The organism is Xanthobacter wiegelii, assembly GCF_043193855.2.
Classification (GTDB): Bacteria; Pseudomonadota; Alphaproteobacteria; order Rhizobiales; family Xanthobacteraceae; genus Xanthobacter; species Xanthobacter flavus_A.
Window position 1 is genome coordinate 4,862,590 of sequence record NZ_CM195529.1, and the last position, 13,142, is coordinate 4,875,731.

The following is a 13,142-nucleotide window of genomic DNA, read 5'->3' on the forward strand; positions in this document are numbered from 1 at the left end:
CCCCCTTCAGGCGGCCCTGATCGCGAGCACCGCGTTCAGGCCGCCGAAGGCGAAGGCGTTGACCAGGGCGATTTCCGCCGTGGCCGTCCGCGGGGCGTTGGGCACGCAGTCCACGTCACATTCGGGATCAGGCTCGCGGAAATTCAGCGTGGGCGGCAGGAAGCCGTTGCGCATGCCGAGCAGCGCCGCCGTGACGCCCAGCGCCCCCGAGGCGCCGAAGCAGTGGCCGGTCATGGATTTCAGCGACGACACCGGCACCTTGGCCAGCCGCTCGCCAAGCACCGTGCGCAGCGACGTGGTCTCGGTCTTGTCGTTCAGCACCGTGCCGGTGCCGTGCGCCGCGACGTAATCCACCGCGCCGGCATCGAGCCCCGCATCGTCGAGGGCGGCGGAAATGGCGCGGGCAGTGCTCGAGGCATCGGGCGCCGTGAGGTCGGCGCCGTCGGCGGTCATGCCGAAGCCAAGCACCTCGCCGAGAATGGTGGCGCCGCGGGCGCGGGCCCGTTCCATCTCCTCGAGCACCAGCACGGCCGCGCCTTCACCCAGCACCAGCCCGCTGCGGTCTTTGGAAAAGGGGCGGCAGGTGTCGGCCGCGAGCACGCGCAGCGCTTCCCAGCTCTTCACCATGCCCAGCGTCAGCGGGGCCTCGCAGCCGCCGGTGACGGCCATATCCAGCATCCCGCCGCGGATCATCTGAAAAGCGAGGCCGATGGCATGGGAAGCCGAGGCGCAGGCCGAGGCGGCGCTGAAGCTCGGCCCGGTGATGTGATAGGCCATGGAAATCTGGCTGGCCGCGGACGAGGGCATGACGCGCGGCACCGTGAAGGGCAGAGGGCGCGCGCCATCGCGCAGGATGCGCACATAGCCCTCTTCCAGCGTCTGGCAGCCCACCGCCGCACCGAAGATGACGCCGGCCTTCTGCGGCGCCACGCCCTCGGTAGCGCCTGCAGCCTCGGTCATCGCCTCCGCCGCCGCCAGCAAGGCGAACTGGCCGGACCGGTCGACCGTGGAAATCTGCCGTGGGGTGAAGTGCGCTTCAGCCGAGTAGCCCGGCACCTCACCCACCACCCGCGTCTTGACCTGTTCCTGCGGCACCAGCGTGAGCGGCCCAATGCCGCCACGCCCCTGCCGGAGGGCTTCGAGATGAATGGGAATGCCGAGGCCGAGGGCGGAAACGGCGCCGAGGCCGGTGATGGCGACCCTGCGGCTCATCGGGCCGGCTGCGCCGTGGACACCGTGCCGCTCCGCGCATCGATGAGCTGCTCGACCGCTTCGAGCAGGGCGAAAACCTTCACGTCGTTGCTTTCGAGCACGCCCTGGGACGGCACTTCGATGCCGAAGCGTTCCTCGATCTTGAAGATCAGTTCCACGAGGTCGAGCGATCCGATGCCGAGGTCCGCGACGCTGGTGTCCGCGTCGATGATGGCCGGATCGATGGATGCCTCTTCTGCGATGACCGCGAGGATTTCGGCCCTGCGTCCGCTGAATTCCGCCACGCAACTTCTCCGTACCCGATCCACGGCGGCAGCGCCGCCGTCACCCCCTCCGGGAGCGGCTAAAATGCACAGCAGCACCGGGGCTGTCCACCTGTCGCGATGTCCGGTGCCGGAACCTGCCTCCGCACGGCGCCGTTGAGCCTTATGCGCCCGCCGGTTGCGGGCCGACAAGGAGGCGCCATGACGCTCGAACCGCGACTTATTTCCGAGGCTGATGCCACCCGCCTCGGCGTGATGGCCGGTTGGTGGGCGGTCGCACCCGACGGCACGCCGGCGGCAGGTCCCTACCCGACTCGGGAAGCCGCAATCGTCGGCATCGGCAAGCGCGGCGCGGACCAGCCGACGGGCCGGCCCGGAGAAAGCGGACCGCCGCCGGAGGAATGAATGGGACAAGGCCTGAGAAGCCCCATCGGTCCCCGCGCAGTGCATCTGTGCGTGGACATGCAGCAATTGTTCGCGCCCGGGGGACCTTGGCCGACGCCCTGGGCACCGCGGATTCTACCGGTGATCGTCGAGCTGGCCGGCCGTGTGCCAGGGCGGACCCTGTTCTCCCGCTTCATCCCGCCGCATGCGCCGGAAGCACTGCCGGGCACCTGGCGCCAGCTCTACAGCAAATGGCGAGAGGTGACGCAGGCTCAGCTCGCGCCCGAGCTCCTGGAGCTGGTGCCGGAGCTGCGGCGATTCTCACCGCCCGCACAACTCGTTGATAAGACGCGCTATTCTGCGTTTTCCTCCCCGAGCCTCCTGCCCCTTCTCGCCCATCTCGGTGCCGACACCCTCGTGCTGACGGGGGCGGAGACGGATGTGTGCATTCTCGCAACGCTATTCGATGCCGTGGATTACGGATTTCGGGTCGTGGTGGCGCGAGACGCGGTGTGCTCGTCCTCCGACGCGGGACACGATGCGGTGCTGCACATGCTGTCGCAACGATTGTCGATCCAGGTGGAAGTCGCTGAAATGGAAGAGATTTTGTCGGCCTGGCGAACGGCCGACGCGGCGTGAGGCGGAACCGGCCACCGCCGGACGGGTTGTCCTGCATTCGAACCCATTCCCCGACGGGAGCAGCATCATGGACCATCCCGCGACGCCTCCGCTTCCCGCGCAGCGGCAGCCCATGCCGGGCCTGACCGAGGCGATGGATCCGCGCCCCGATCATGGCGAGACGAGCTATGTCGGCTCCGGAAAGCTCAATGGCCTCAAGGCCTTGGTGACCGGAGGCGACAGCGGCATCGGGCGGGCCGTCTGCCTGGCCTTTGCCCGCGAGGGCGCAGACGTGTGCATCGCCTATCTGGAAGAGGATGAGGACGCTGAAGAGACCCGCCGGCTGGTGGAAGAGGCTGGGCAAATAGGGATTTTGGCGGCGGGGGATATTTCCGACCCCGCATTCTGCCGGCGGCTGGTGGACGATGCGGCGGAGGCGCTCGGCGGGCTCGATATTCTGGTAAACAATGCCGCCCATCAGGCCACGTTCGAGAAAGTGGAAGATATTCCAGATAGCGAGTGGGAACATACCTTCGCCGTCAATATCCATTCCATGTTCTATCTCAGCAAGGCCGCGCTTAAGTATATGAAGGACGGCGGATCCATCATCAATACCGCGTCGATCAACTCGGACAATCCCAATCCAACCTTGCTGGCTTACGCAACGACCAAGGGTGCCATCCATAATTTCACGGCAGGACTTGCCCAAGCACTCGCCCCGCGCGGCATTCGGGTCAACGCGGTGGCGCCGGGGCCGATCTGGACGCCGCTGATCCCCTCCACGATGCCGGAGGAGGCGGTGAAAAACTTTGGAAAATCAGTGCCCATGGGCCGTCCGGGGCAGCCGGCGGAGCTGGCGACGGCCTATGTGATGCTGGCCGATCCGCGCTCCAGCTACGTCTCCGGCGCGACCATCGCCGTCACCGGCGGCAAGCCCTTCCTCTGACCTGACACCGAGATCAGTGCGAGTAGCACCAGGGATTCAGGCCGGGAATCGATGGCGTTTAGCGCGTTCGAGAGCGGAGTTCGATTCGATAGCACTCGATTACCGTCGAACGCCCAGCTTCAGCCCGTAGGAGACGAGCGCCGCCTCGTGGCCGGCGTCAGCCCGGAGGCCCACATGGCCGTCCGGCCGGACGACGAGCAGGGTGATGCCGGTGATCCCCATCCGAAGGGCATCCTCGGCCGGCAGCCCGGCGACGCCGTGCGCCACGTCGGTCCCGCCCGCCCCCTGGTTCAGCACGGTCGCGGCGAAGCTGGCGCCATAGAGGCGGGGGTCGGCGCGGGCGCAGAGGGCCTGAAAGAGCGAGGCGACCTTCTCCACGCGCGCCGTCTCGCCGCCGAGCAGAAGCAAAGTGTGGCCGGTGCGGTTGACGAGATCGTCCAGCATCAGCACCTCGCCGTCCGCCATCCCCAGCGGGACACGATCCGGCAGGCGCTGGCCGGGGGAGAGCGCGGACCCCGCCTCCCCCACCACGATGGGCGAGGCGGCATAGTCCACATCCAGCTCCGCTTCGGCCACCGCCTCATGGTGTCGCGCGTCGGGATCGGACAGGACGTCCCGGATGACGGCATTGCGGGCCTGCCGGTCGGCCGCGCTCTTGAGCATCTGGGCGCTGTCGGCCTCGTCGCCCGAGGCGGTGATGCGCAGGGCCACCGGCCGGCGCTCCGCCTCGTAGCTGTCCAGCAGGGTGTCGGCGCAATGGCCCTGCGCCACCAAAGCGAGCTTCCAGGCGAGGTTGAAGGCATCCTGGATGCCGCTGTTCATCCCGTGCCCCTGAATGGGGCTGCAGGTGTGGGCGGCATCGCCCGCCAGCAGCAGGCGACCCGAGCGGTAGTGCTGGGCCACCCGCGTGAAGCACTGGAAGCGGACGGGATTGGCCACGTCCACGAAGCGCGCAGCCGGGAGGTAGCGGGCAAGCGTGGCGGAGGCATCCGCCACAAGATCGCTGTCCGGCCCGCTCGGCCGCACATAGGCGCGCCAGCGCTGGCCCGGCAGAGCGGTGAGGATGAGGGGGATGTCGTCCAGATAGGCGTAATTGCCCTCGAAGGCGTGCGGGAAATCGGTAAGCGTGGCGTCGAACACCGCCCACGGCTCCTCGATGGGATGGCCATCCTGCGCAATGCCCGCGAGGGTGCGCACGGCGCTGCGATGGCCGTCGCAGCCTACCACCCAGCGGGCGCGCACCACCTTGGACTCGCTTCCATTCTCCAGCATGGCGACGACCCCGTCGCCATGCTGCTCCAGATCCACGAGCCTGGTGCCGCGCGTGACCGCGCCGCCGAGCCGGACGAGATAGTCGGTGAGGATCTGTTCCGTCACCTCCTCGGAAACGCCGATGTTGAAGGCGTAGCGGCTGCCGGACAGGCTGAGGTCGATCTCGCCCAGCACGGCGCCGTCCGCATGGATGCGGGCGAAACGCTGCTTCACACCGGCGTCGAGCAGGGCGTCGGCGATGCCGAGGTGGTCGAACACCTCGATGGAGCGCGGATGCACCACGGTGGCGCGGTCCCACGTCATGGGCGCCTCATGGGCATCGATGACGAGGCTGTCCACGCCCCGGCGCTTCAGTTCGGCACCCAGCAGCAGCCCGGTGGGTCCGGCCCCCACCACCAGGACGGTTACATCAGGAACCACGGCGCTCTCCCCTTTTCCGCCATGGTGCACGGCCACGCCGGAAACTCAAACAGGGCCTTGGCAAGCCCATTGCCTTGCGCGCGCCGCCCGGCTCTAGGATAAGGCGTCATGACCGAGAGCCCTTCCCCCGCCGAAGCCGATCCCTATCTCGAGCCCGGACGCCTGCTGTTCGCGGGCGACTGGCAGTTCGTCTCGGCCGCGCCCACCGTCGACGTGCTGCCGCCCATGCAGGGCATGGAAATCGCGCTGGCAGGCCGTTCCAACGTGGGCAAGTCGTCCCTCGTCAATGCGCTGACCGGCCGCAAGGCTTTGGCCCGCACCTCGGTGACGCCGGGGCGGACGCAGGAATTGATTTTCTTCCGGGTGGGGCCGGAGCTGTGTCTGGTGGACATGCCGGGCTACGGCTTCGCCAAGGCGCCGAAGGAGAAGGTGGATGCGTGGACGCGCACCATCAAGGACTATCTGCGCGGCCGGGTGAACCTGGCACGCGTGTTCGTGCTCATCGATTCCCGCCACGGGATCAAGCCGGTGGACGAGGAGATCCTTGATCTGCTGGACAAGGCGGCCGTCTCCTACGCCATCATCCTCACCAAGGTGGACCAGGTGAAGCCCACCGCCTTGCCATCGGTCATCGCCGGGGTGGAGGAGAAGATCCGGCGGCGGCCGGCGGCCTATCCGAAGATCTTCCCCACCTCCAGCAACACCGGCCAGGGCTTCCCCGAGCTGCGCGCGGCGGTGGCGCAGCTTCTCGCCGAGCAGGGCTGACGCCCGGCGCCCTCCGGCAGGACCGGAGGGCGGCCAAGGCCCGCGACGCATGAGCTTGGCCTCGGCCTAAACCGAGGCCGATGGGCTCAGCCCAGCAGGTCGGCGACCGTCAGCGCGATTACCAGCGTCGCCTTGTCGAGGTCCGAGAGCAGCAGGTTCTCGTCCGCCCGGTGGCCGTTGGCCTCCTCGATGGTGTGCGGGCCAGCGCCGTAGAGCACCACGGGCACGCCGGCCTCGGCATAGAGCCGCGCGTCGGTATAGAGCGGCACGCCGGTGGTCTTCACCTCCTCGCCGGTGACGGCCGAGGCGTTGCGGCAGATGACGCCGGCGAGGTGCAGGGCCTTGTCGTCCGGCACCAGCGGACGGGCGATGAGGATGCGCCTCACCTCGGCCCTGGCCTTCGAGCCCTCCAGCGCCTTGGCGATGACGCCGCGCACCTCGGCCTCCACCTGATCCGGGTTCTCGCCGGGGACGATGCGGCGGTCGAGGCGGAAAGTGACGCGATCGGGCACCACATTGGTGTTGATGCCGCCGGAAATGAGACCCACCGTGAGCTGCGGCGAGCCGATGCCCGGCACGTCCGAGACCTTCGCCTGCAGCGTGTCGCGATAGGCGTAGAGGGCGGCGAGGATGTGGGTCGCGCCCTCCAGCGCGTCGATGCCGGTGAAGGGCAGCGCGGCGTGGGCGGACTTGCCGATCACCTCCACCTCCAGATGCAGGCAGCCGTTGTGGGCCACCACGACGGCGTAGGAGAAGCCGGCGGAGACGGCATAGTCGGGCTTGGTGAGGCCGGTTTCGAGAATCCAGCCCGGCCCGACCTCGCCGCCGATCTCCTCGTCATAGGTGAAGTGCAGTTCCACCGTGCCCTTCAGCGGCAGGCCGGAGCGCTTCAGCGCGTCGAGGGCGAAGGCATAGGTGGCGAAATCGGACTTGGAGACCGCGACACCACGGCCATACATGCGACCATCCACAACCTCGGCGCCGTAGGGGTCCTTGGTCCAGCCCTCGCCGGGGGGCACCACGTCGCCATGGGCGTTGAGCGCCACCACGGGGCCGTCACCAAACCGGTGGCGGATGATGAGGTTGGTGGCCGTCACCATGCCCGCCGCCTTCACCCGGTCGGCCGGCACCGCATGGCGCTCGACGGTGTAGCCGAGGGCCTCCAGCAGATCGGCGGCGCGCGCCGCGTGGGGCGCGCAGTCGCCGGGCGGATTGTCGGACGGCACCTTCACCAGCTCCGCCAGGAACTGGCGCTGCGCTTCCGCGCGCTCGGCGATCAGGCTGCGGAGTGTGTCGGCGGCGGCGGTGGACATGAATGCTTCCTTGTTCTGGGGCGGGCGAGGGCCCGCCGGTTCTGTCGTTGCGATGGGGTGCGGCCTATTTGCCGGAGGCCCATTCCTTCAGCATGGCCCGGTCCTCGTCGGAGAGTTCGGTGATGTTGTTGGGCGGCATGGCATGGGTGAGGCCGGCCTGGACGAGAATGAGCTTGCGGTTCTTGTGTATGGCCTCCGCGGTGTCGAGCAGCACGCCGCGCGGGGCGATGGCGAACCCCTCATACACCGGCTCGGCGGCGTGGCACATGGCGCAGCGGCCCATGACGATGTTCTGGATGTCCACCGGCACGTCGGCCGGCGGCCCGCTCTTCGCATAGGCCGTCGTGACCAGCGGCGGCAGGCCGAGCGCCATGCGGCCGGCGGCGGTGGTGGTGGCTGAGATGAACACGGCGAGGATCAGGCATACCGCCGCCACCAGCCAGCACCACGCCTTGTCGCCGCGCCCCGCGTGCCGCTCGTTGTAGAAATAGCGGATCACCGTTCCCGTGATCAGCGCCAGGGCGACGATGACGAAGGCGTAGGGCGTGGAATAGGTGAGCGGGTAGTGGTTGGAGATCATCAGGAAGACGACGGGCAGGGTGAAATAATTGTTGTGCCCGGAGCGGAGCTTGGCCGTCTTGCCGTAATAGGGGTTCGGCACCTCGCCCGCTTTGAGCGCCGCAACCACCTTGTGCTGGTTGGGGATGATGACGAAGAAGACGTTGCCGCTCATGATGGTCGCCATCAGCGCGCCGGTATGGATGAAGGCGGCGCGGGGCGAGAACACCTGCTGGTAGAGGAACGCCGCCAGCACCACGCCCGTGAACACGATGATGCCCACCACCAGCGGCTGGTCGCCGAGCTTCGAGCGGCACAATTGGTCATAGGCGATCCAGCCCAGCGCCAGCCCGCCGAGGCCGATGGCGATGGCTGCGGCGGGCTTCAGATTCATCACCTCCGGATCGATGAGATAGATGGACGACTGGTAGTAATAGACCCAGATGAGCAGGAAGAAGCCGGTGATCCAGGTGGCGTAGGACTGCCATTTGTGCCAGCCCAGCTCATCGGGGAGGAAGTCGGGCGCCACCAGATACTTCTTCACCTGATAGAAGCCGCCGCCATGCACCTCCCACGCCTCGCCGCCCTTGCCTGCGGGGATGTCGGGCGTCGCCTTCAGGCTGGCATCGAGATGCATGAAGTAGAACGACGCACCGATCCACGCCATGCCGGCGATGATGTGGGTCCAGCGCAAAAGCAGGCTGCCGTACTCGTGGAGAATGGGTTCCATTGCCGTTCAGATCCCGTGGCTGGAAGAGGATGGGGCGTTCGCGCCCGTCACGTCCGCCGGGCGGGACCATTGGCCCGGGCCGGCGGCATGGGTAATGTTGGTTTGGCTATCGTTGTTGTGGCTTGGGCTGAGGGGTCGCGCGACGTGCTGGAGAACATGAAGGCCTTCGTCGCCTCGGTGGAGAGCGAGAGCTTCTCGGAGGCCGGGCGCCGCCTGCACCTCTCTGCCAACGTGGTCAGCCACCGCATCCAGATGCTGGAGAAGCACCTCGGCTGCCGGCTGTTCAACCGCACCACCCGCCGCATGAGCCTGACCGAGCAGGGGCGCGTCTATTACGAGGCCATCACCGAGGCGCTGCGCCTCATCGAGGCGGCGGAAAGCAATGTCTCGGAACTCGGCGCCCTGCCGCGCGGCGCGCTCAGGGTGACGGCGCCGCTGCATCTCGGCCGGCGGCTGGTGGCGCAGGTGGCGGCGCGCTACCAGGAAATCCATCCCGAAATCGACGTGCGCCTGCGCCTGTCGGAACATACCCTCGACCTCATCGCCGAATCCATCGACGTGGCGCTGCGCCTCGCCACCTTCGAGGATTCCAGCATGATCATGCGCAAGGTCTCGCAGGTCGAGCGCATTGTGTGCGCCGCACCCAGCTATCTGGACCGGGCCGGCGTGCCGAACAGGCCGCAGGATCTCCTCGCCCATCAATGCCTCCTCCTGCGGTTCGCGAGCCTTCGGGAATTGCGCTGGATGCTCACCGACGAGGGCCGGGACCTCGCCGTTCCCGTCACCGGCCATCTGGAGGCCGACGACGGCGACGTGCTGACGGTGTGGGCCGTCGAGGGGCGCGGCATCGTGGTGAAGCCGCGGTTCGAGGTGGCGGACGCCCTCGCGGATGGCCGCCTGGTGCCGCTCCTGGAGAAGAACCCGCCGAAGCCGGCGACGCTGGCGGTGCTCTACCCCGCCCGCCAATTGGTGCCGCTGAAGGTGAAGGCCTTCGCCGACATGCTGGTGGACGAGGGACGGCGCTACATCGCCCGCGAACTCGCCAAGATCGGGGAGCGGCTGCCCGCCTGAGTCTTTCGACACCGACAGGCAACCACTCCCCGGCCTGCCCCTGACCGGACCTCAGTGCGCCTCGGCCTGCTTGGCGGCGGCGACGATCTCTTCGGTCGAGCTCTTCTTCACGCCGTTGAAGAAGACGTTGAGCACGACCGCGACGATGGCGCAGAGCAGGATGCCGCTCTCCAGAAGCGGGTGCAGCTCGTGCGGCAGCGCCTTGAAGAAGTTGGGCGACACCAGCGGGATCATGCCGAAGCCCACCGCGATGGCGACGATGAAGAGGTTGTTGCGGTTGGTCTTGAAATCGACACCGGTGAGGATGCGCGCGCCGGTGGCCGCCACCATGCCGAACATCACGAGACCCGCGCCGCCGAGCACCACCTGCGGAACCGCCTCCACCAGCGCGGCCATCTTCGGCAAAAGGCCGAGGGCGAGCATGATGACGCCGCCCGTCACCGTCACCCAGCGCGAGCGCACGCCGGTGACGCCGACGAGGCCCACGTTCTGCGAGAAGGAGGTGTAGGGGAAGGTGTTGAAGATGCCGCCCAGCAGCGTGCCCACGCCATCGGCCCTGAGGCCGCGGGCGAGCGCCTTCTCATCCACCGGCTTGCCGGTCATGTCGGAGAGGGCGAGGAACATGCCCAGCGACTCGATCATCACCACGATCATCACGATGCACATGGTGATGATGGGCACGAGGTGGAACGTGGGCATGCCGAAGTGGAACGGCAGGATCACGTCGAACCACGGCGCCGCCGCGACCTTCTCGAAATGCATGAGGCCCAGGGCTGAGGCGAGCACCGCACCGGCGACGATGCCGAGCAGCACCGCCACGTTGGCGACGAAGCCCTTGCCGAAACGGATGAAGGCGAGGATCACCAGCAGCACGAACAGCGCGATGCCGAGGCCCTGCAGCTGCCCGTAATTGGGGTTGGCGATCTGCACCACCTTGCCGTCGATGGTCTGGGTGAAGAAGGGGATGCCGCCGCCCGCCCAGTTGATGCCCACCCGCATCAGCGAGATGCCGATCACCATGATGATGGTGCCCGTGACCACCGGCGGGAACAAAGGCAGCAGCCGCGAGATGAAGGGGGCGACGATGATGCCGAAGATGCCGGCGGCGATGACCGAGCCGTAGATGCCGAGGATGCCGATGGACGGATCGTTGGCCATGGAGAGCATGGGGCCGACGGACGCGAAGGTGACGCCCATCATCACCGGCAGGCGGATGCCGACGCCGAGGATGCCGAGGCACTGGGCGAGGGTGGCGAGGCCGCAGGCGAACAGGTCGGCCGAGATCAGGAACGCCACCTGCTCCGGCGGCAGCTTCAGCGCCCGGCCAATGATGAGCGGCACGGCGACCGCACCGGCATACATCACGAGCACATGCTGGAGGCCGAGCGCCGCGAGTTTCGGTGTCGGCAGGACTTCATCTACGGGATGAACGGCTTGTGACATCAGGTTTCCCCAAACGGAAGGTCGGTTGAAACGGAAGGGCGTTCTTCAAATTTTTTTGGCGACGGCAACGCTCCGGCGCGGGAACCGAACGGGCATTGCCCAACACATCGGCATGCCTCATTGGAGATCAAATCCTGCGCCGGGGAAACAGGTCGGGAAATCGGAATATCTTCCGATTTTTTCGGAAAATGGATCGGCGAGGCGCAGGTTATGCTGCCGTGCAGCGGAGCTTTGCCCCGGCCTCCAGCCCTGCGCACCCAAGGCGTGGCGGGCGGTCGGGGCTGAACCAGGAACGGATGAGGAAGCGATGGGGCGGCTGTCCACGCATGTGCTCGATACGGTGTCCGGCGGCCCTGCCGCCGGTGTCGCGGTTGAACTCTACCGGCTGACCGCGGAGGGCGAGCGCGCCCTCGTCACCACCCGTCAGACCAATGCGGACGGCCGCACCGACACGCCCCTGCTGGCGGGCGACGACTTCATCCCCGGCACCTATGAGCTGGTCTTCCACATCGGCGCGCATTTCCGCGCCACCGGCGCACCTGTGGCCGACCCGCCCTTCCTCGACGTGGTGCCGCTGCGCGTGACCCTCATCGAAGGCCACTATCACGTGCCGCTGCTGTGCTCCCCGTGGAGCTATTCCACCTATCGGGGGTCCTGAGCCCATGCCCGCCCCCTTCACCGGCCGCGACAATTCCGGCATCCCCACCGATCCCGTCACCGGCAAGCCCTATCCGCGCGATCTCGTGGGCTACGGCCGCAATCCGCCCCATCCCCATTGGCCGGGGGATGCGCGCATCGCGGTGCAGTTCGTGGTGAATTACGAGGAGGGCGGCGAGAATTCGGTGCTCCATGGCGACAATGCCTCGGAAGCCTTCCTGTCCGAGATCATCGGCGCCGTGCCGTGGCCCCGCCAGCGGCACATGAACATGGAATCCATCTACGAGTTCGGCGCCCGCGTCGGCATCTGGCGGCTTTTGCGCCTGTTCGGCGAGCGCAACATGCCGGCGACGGTCTATGGCGTCGCCACCGCGCTCGCCCGCAATCCCGATGCCGTCGCGGCCATGCAGGAGGCCGGCTGGGAGCTGGCCAGCCACGGCTACAAGTGGATCGAATACAAGGACTTCACCCGCGACGCCGAGCGCGAGCACATCGAGGAGGCCGTGCGCCTGCACACTGAGGTGACGGGCGAACGCCCGCTGGGCTTCTATCAGGGCCGCTCCGCCGAGCACACGGTGCCGCTGCTGATGGAGGAAGGCGGCTTCCTCTATGTGGCCGACAGCTATGCGGACGAACTGCCCTACTGGATCCATGGCCCGCGCGGGCCGCAACTCGTGGTGCCCTACACGCTGGACGCCAATGACATGCGTTTCTCGGTGGCGGCGGGCTTTGCCAACGGCACCGAATTCTTCGACTATCTGAAGGACAGCTTCGACCTGCTTTATGCCGAGGGCGCCACCGCCCCGCGCATGATGTCCATCGGCCTCCACCCCCGCCTCGCCGGACGGCCCGGCCGTGCGCAGGCGCTGGCCCGCTTCCTCGACTACATCGCCGGGCACGAGAAGGTGTGGGTGGCGCGCCGCCTCGACATCGCCCGCCACTGGATCGCCCATCACCCGCCCGTCGGCGGCTACCGGCCCACCTACATGCCGCGCGGCCTGTTCGTGGAACGGTTCGGCGGCATCTACGAGCATTCCCCGTGGATCGCGGAAGGCGCCTATGACAAGGGCCTCACCGCCGCCGCCGACACCGCCGAGGGGCTCAACGACGCCCTCGCCGCCGTGCTGCGCGCCGCGCCCCCTGAGAAGCAGATGGGTGTCATCCACGCCCACCCGGATCTCGCCGGCAAGCTCGCGGAGGCAAAGCTCCTCACCGCCGAGTCCGCCGCCGAGCAGGCCTCCGCCGGCCTCGATCAGCTCACGCCGGACGAGAAGGCGCGCTTCACCGCGCTGAACGACGCCTACAAGGCGAAGTTCGGCTTCGTCTTCATCATGGCCATCCGCGGGCGCAGCAAGGCCGACATCCTCGCCGCCTTCGAGCGACGCCTGGCCCACGACCGGGAGACCGAGGTGGCGGAGGCGCTGGCGCAGATCGAGCGCATCGGCCTGCTGCGCCTCTCCCAGATGCTGCCGGCCGCCTCCTGAACAAGG

At 67.7% G+C, this 13,142-nt stretch carries 13 protein-coding genes; 7 read left to right on the forward strand and 6 right to left on the reverse strand.

Features of this window, described 5'->3' with window-relative positions; translation table 11 throughout:
* Nucleotides 1–6: 6 nt before the first annotated feature.
* Entirely contained in the window at nucleotides 7–1,212 is a 1,206-nt protein-coding gene (locus V5F63_RS22745) for a beta-ketoacyl-[acyl-carrier-protein] synthase family protein (protein WP_394101020.1), read from the reverse strand.
* On the reverse strand, nucleotides 1,209–1,496 hold the full coding sequence (locus V5F63_RS22750) for an acyl carrier protein (RefSeq protein ID WP_209486023.1): 288 nt from the start codon (nucleotides 1,494–1,496) through the stop codon (nucleotides 1,209–1,211). Before V5F63_RS22750 ends, V5F63_RS22745 begins: the two co-directional genes overlap by 4 nt.
* 180 nt (nucleotides 1,497–1,676) lie before the next feature.
* Here V5F63_RS22750 and V5F63_RS22755 point away from each other — a divergent pair, with 180 nt between their 5' ends.
* The 3 genes from V5F63_RS22755 (at nucleotide 1,677) to V5F63_RS22765 (ending at nucleotide 3,423) form a co-directional block, all read left to right on the forward strand.
* Nucleotides 1,677–1,880: a hypothetical protein gene (locus V5F63_RS22755; RefSeq protein WP_209486025.1), complete on the forward strand. Its 204-nt coding sequence runs from the start codon at nucleotides 1,677–1,679 to the stop codon at nucleotides 1,878–1,880.
* Nucleotides 1,881–2,498: a cysteine hydrolase family protein gene (locus tag V5F63_RS22760; protein ID WP_394101019.1), complete on the forward strand. Its 618-nt coding sequence runs from the start codon at nucleotides 1,881–1,883 to the stop codon at nucleotides 2,496–2,498. It abuts the gene before it with no gap.
* Nucleotides 2,499–2,565: 67 nt separating this feature from the next.
* A complete protein-coding gene (locus V5F63_RS22765; RefSeq protein WP_394101018.1) occupies nucleotides 2,566–3,423 on the forward strand; it encodes an SDR family oxidoreductase in 858 nt (285 codons plus the stop codon).
* Nucleotides 3,424–3,522: 99 nt separating this feature from the next.
* On the opposite strand, the gene V5F63_RS22770 is transcribed toward V5F63_RS22765, so the two are convergent.
* Nucleotides 3,523–5,115, reverse strand: a complete 1,593-nt coding sequence (locus V5F63_RS22770; RefSeq protein ID WP_394101017.1) for an FAD-dependent monooxygenase — start codon at nucleotides 5,113–5,115, stop codon at nucleotides 3,523–3,525.
* Between the two features lie 108 nt (nucleotides 5,116–5,223).
* On the opposite strand from V5F63_RS22770, the gene yihA reads away from it, so the two are divergent.
* Entirely contained in the window at nucleotides 5,224–5,880 is a 657-nt protein-coding gene (gene yihA, locus V5F63_RS22775; protein WP_209486033.1) for a ribosome biogenesis GTP-binding protein YihA/YsxC, read from the forward strand.
* A gap of 86 nt (nucleotides 5,881–5,966) precedes the next feature.
* Here the strand turns inward: yihA and V5F63_RS22780 are convergent, their stop codons facing one another.
* Together V5F63_RS22780 and V5F63_RS22785 are read right to left on the reverse strand one after the other, a co-directional pair.
* The gene (locus V5F63_RS22780; RefSeq protein WP_394101016.1) at nucleotides 5,967–7,193 is read right to left on the reverse strand and encodes an ArgE/DapE family deacylase; all 1,227 of its coding nucleotides are present in this window, start codon (nucleotides 7,191–7,193) and stop codon (nucleotides 5,967–5,969) included.
* A gap of 64 nt (nucleotides 7,194–7,257) precedes the next feature.
* Nucleotides 7,258–8,481 (reverse strand): urate hydroxylase PuuD, encoded by a 1,224-nt coding sequence (locus V5F63_RS22785; RefSeq protein ID WP_394030475.1) that lies wholly within the window; start codon nucleotides 8,479–8,481, stop codon nucleotides 7,258–7,260.
* A 117-nt stretch (nucleotides 8,482–8,598) separates the two neighbouring features.
* Here V5F63_RS22785 and V5F63_RS22790 point away from each other — a divergent pair, with 117 nt between their 5' ends.
* Nucleotides 8,599–9,552 (forward strand): LysR family transcriptional regulator, encoded by a 954-nt coding sequence (locus tag V5F63_RS22790; protein WP_348634270.1) that lies wholly within the window; start codon nucleotides 8,599–8,601, stop codon nucleotides 9,550–9,552.
* 51 nt (nucleotides 9,553–9,603) lie between these two features.
* Here the strand turns inward: V5F63_RS22790 and V5F63_RS22795 are convergent, their stop codons facing one another.
* Nucleotides 9,604–10,995: a nucleobase:cation symporter-2 family protein gene (locus V5F63_RS22795; protein WP_209486041.1), complete on the reverse strand. Its 1,392-nt coding sequence runs from the start codon at nucleotides 10,993–10,995 to the stop codon at nucleotides 9,604–9,606.
* A 307-nt stretch (nucleotides 10,996–11,302) separates the two neighbouring features.
* Between V5F63_RS22795 and uraH the strand changes: the two genes are divergently transcribed.
* Together uraH and puuE are read left to right on the forward strand one after the other, a co-directional pair.
* On the forward strand, nucleotides 11,303–11,653 hold the full coding sequence (gene uraH, locus V5F63_RS22800) for a hydroxyisourate hydrolase (protein ID WP_209486043.1): 351 nt from the start codon (nucleotides 11,303–11,305) through the stop codon (nucleotides 11,651–11,653).
* A gap of 4 nt (nucleotides 11,654–11,657) precedes the next feature.
* Complete coding sequence (puuE, locus tag V5F63_RS22805; RefSeq protein ID WP_209486045.1) at nucleotides 11,658–13,136, forward strand: allantoinase PuuE; 1,479 nt, start codon at nucleotides 11,658–11,660, stop codon at nucleotides 13,134–13,136.
* Nucleotides 13,137–13,142: the final 6 nt, after the last annotated feature.

What these genes read in the sequence shown, in the direction of transcription:
- uraH (WP_209486043.1), top strand. Translation starts at nt 11,303, where the DNA reads ATGGGGCGGCTGTCCACGCATGTGCTCGATACGGTGTCCGGCGGCCCT.
- V5F63_RS22745 (WP_394101020.1), bottom strand. Translation starts at nt 1,212, where the DNA reads ATGAGCCGCAGGGTCGCCATCACCGGCCTCGGCGCCGTTTCCGCCCTC.
- puuE (WP_209486045.1), top strand. Translation starts at nt 11,658, where the DNA reads ATGCCCGCCCCCTTCACCGGCCGCGACAATTCCGGCATCCCCACCGAT.
- V5F63_RS22785 (WP_394030475.1), bottom strand. Translation starts at nt 8,481, where the DNA reads ATGGAACCCATTCTCCACGAGTACGGCAGCCTGCTTTTGCGCTGGACC.
- V5F63_RS22760 (WP_394101019.1), top strand. Translation starts at nt 1,881, where the DNA reads ATGGGACAAGGCCTGAGAAGCCCCATCGGTCCCCGCGCAGTGCATCTG.
- V5F63_RS22765 (WP_394101018.1), top strand. Translation starts at nt 2,566, where the DNA reads ATGGACCATCCCGCGACGCCTCCGCTTCCCGCGCAGCGGCAGCCCATG.
- V5F63_RS22780 (WP_394101016.1), bottom strand. Translation starts at nt 7,193, where the DNA reads ATGTCCACCGCCGCCGCCGACACACTCCGCAGCCTGATCGCCGAGCGC.
- yihA (WP_209486033.1), top strand. Translation starts at nt 5,224, where the DNA reads ATGACCGAGAGCCCTTCCCCCGCCGAAGCCGATCCCTATCTCGAGCCC.
- V5F63_RS22795 (WP_209486041.1), bottom strand. Translation starts at nt 10,995, where the DNA reads ATGTCACAAGCCGTTCATCCCGTAGATGAAGTCCTGCCGACACCGAAA.
- V5F63_RS22755 (WP_209486025.1), top strand. Translation starts at nt 1,677, where the DNA reads ATGACGCTCGAACCGCGACTTATTTCCGAGGCTGATGCCACCCGCCTC.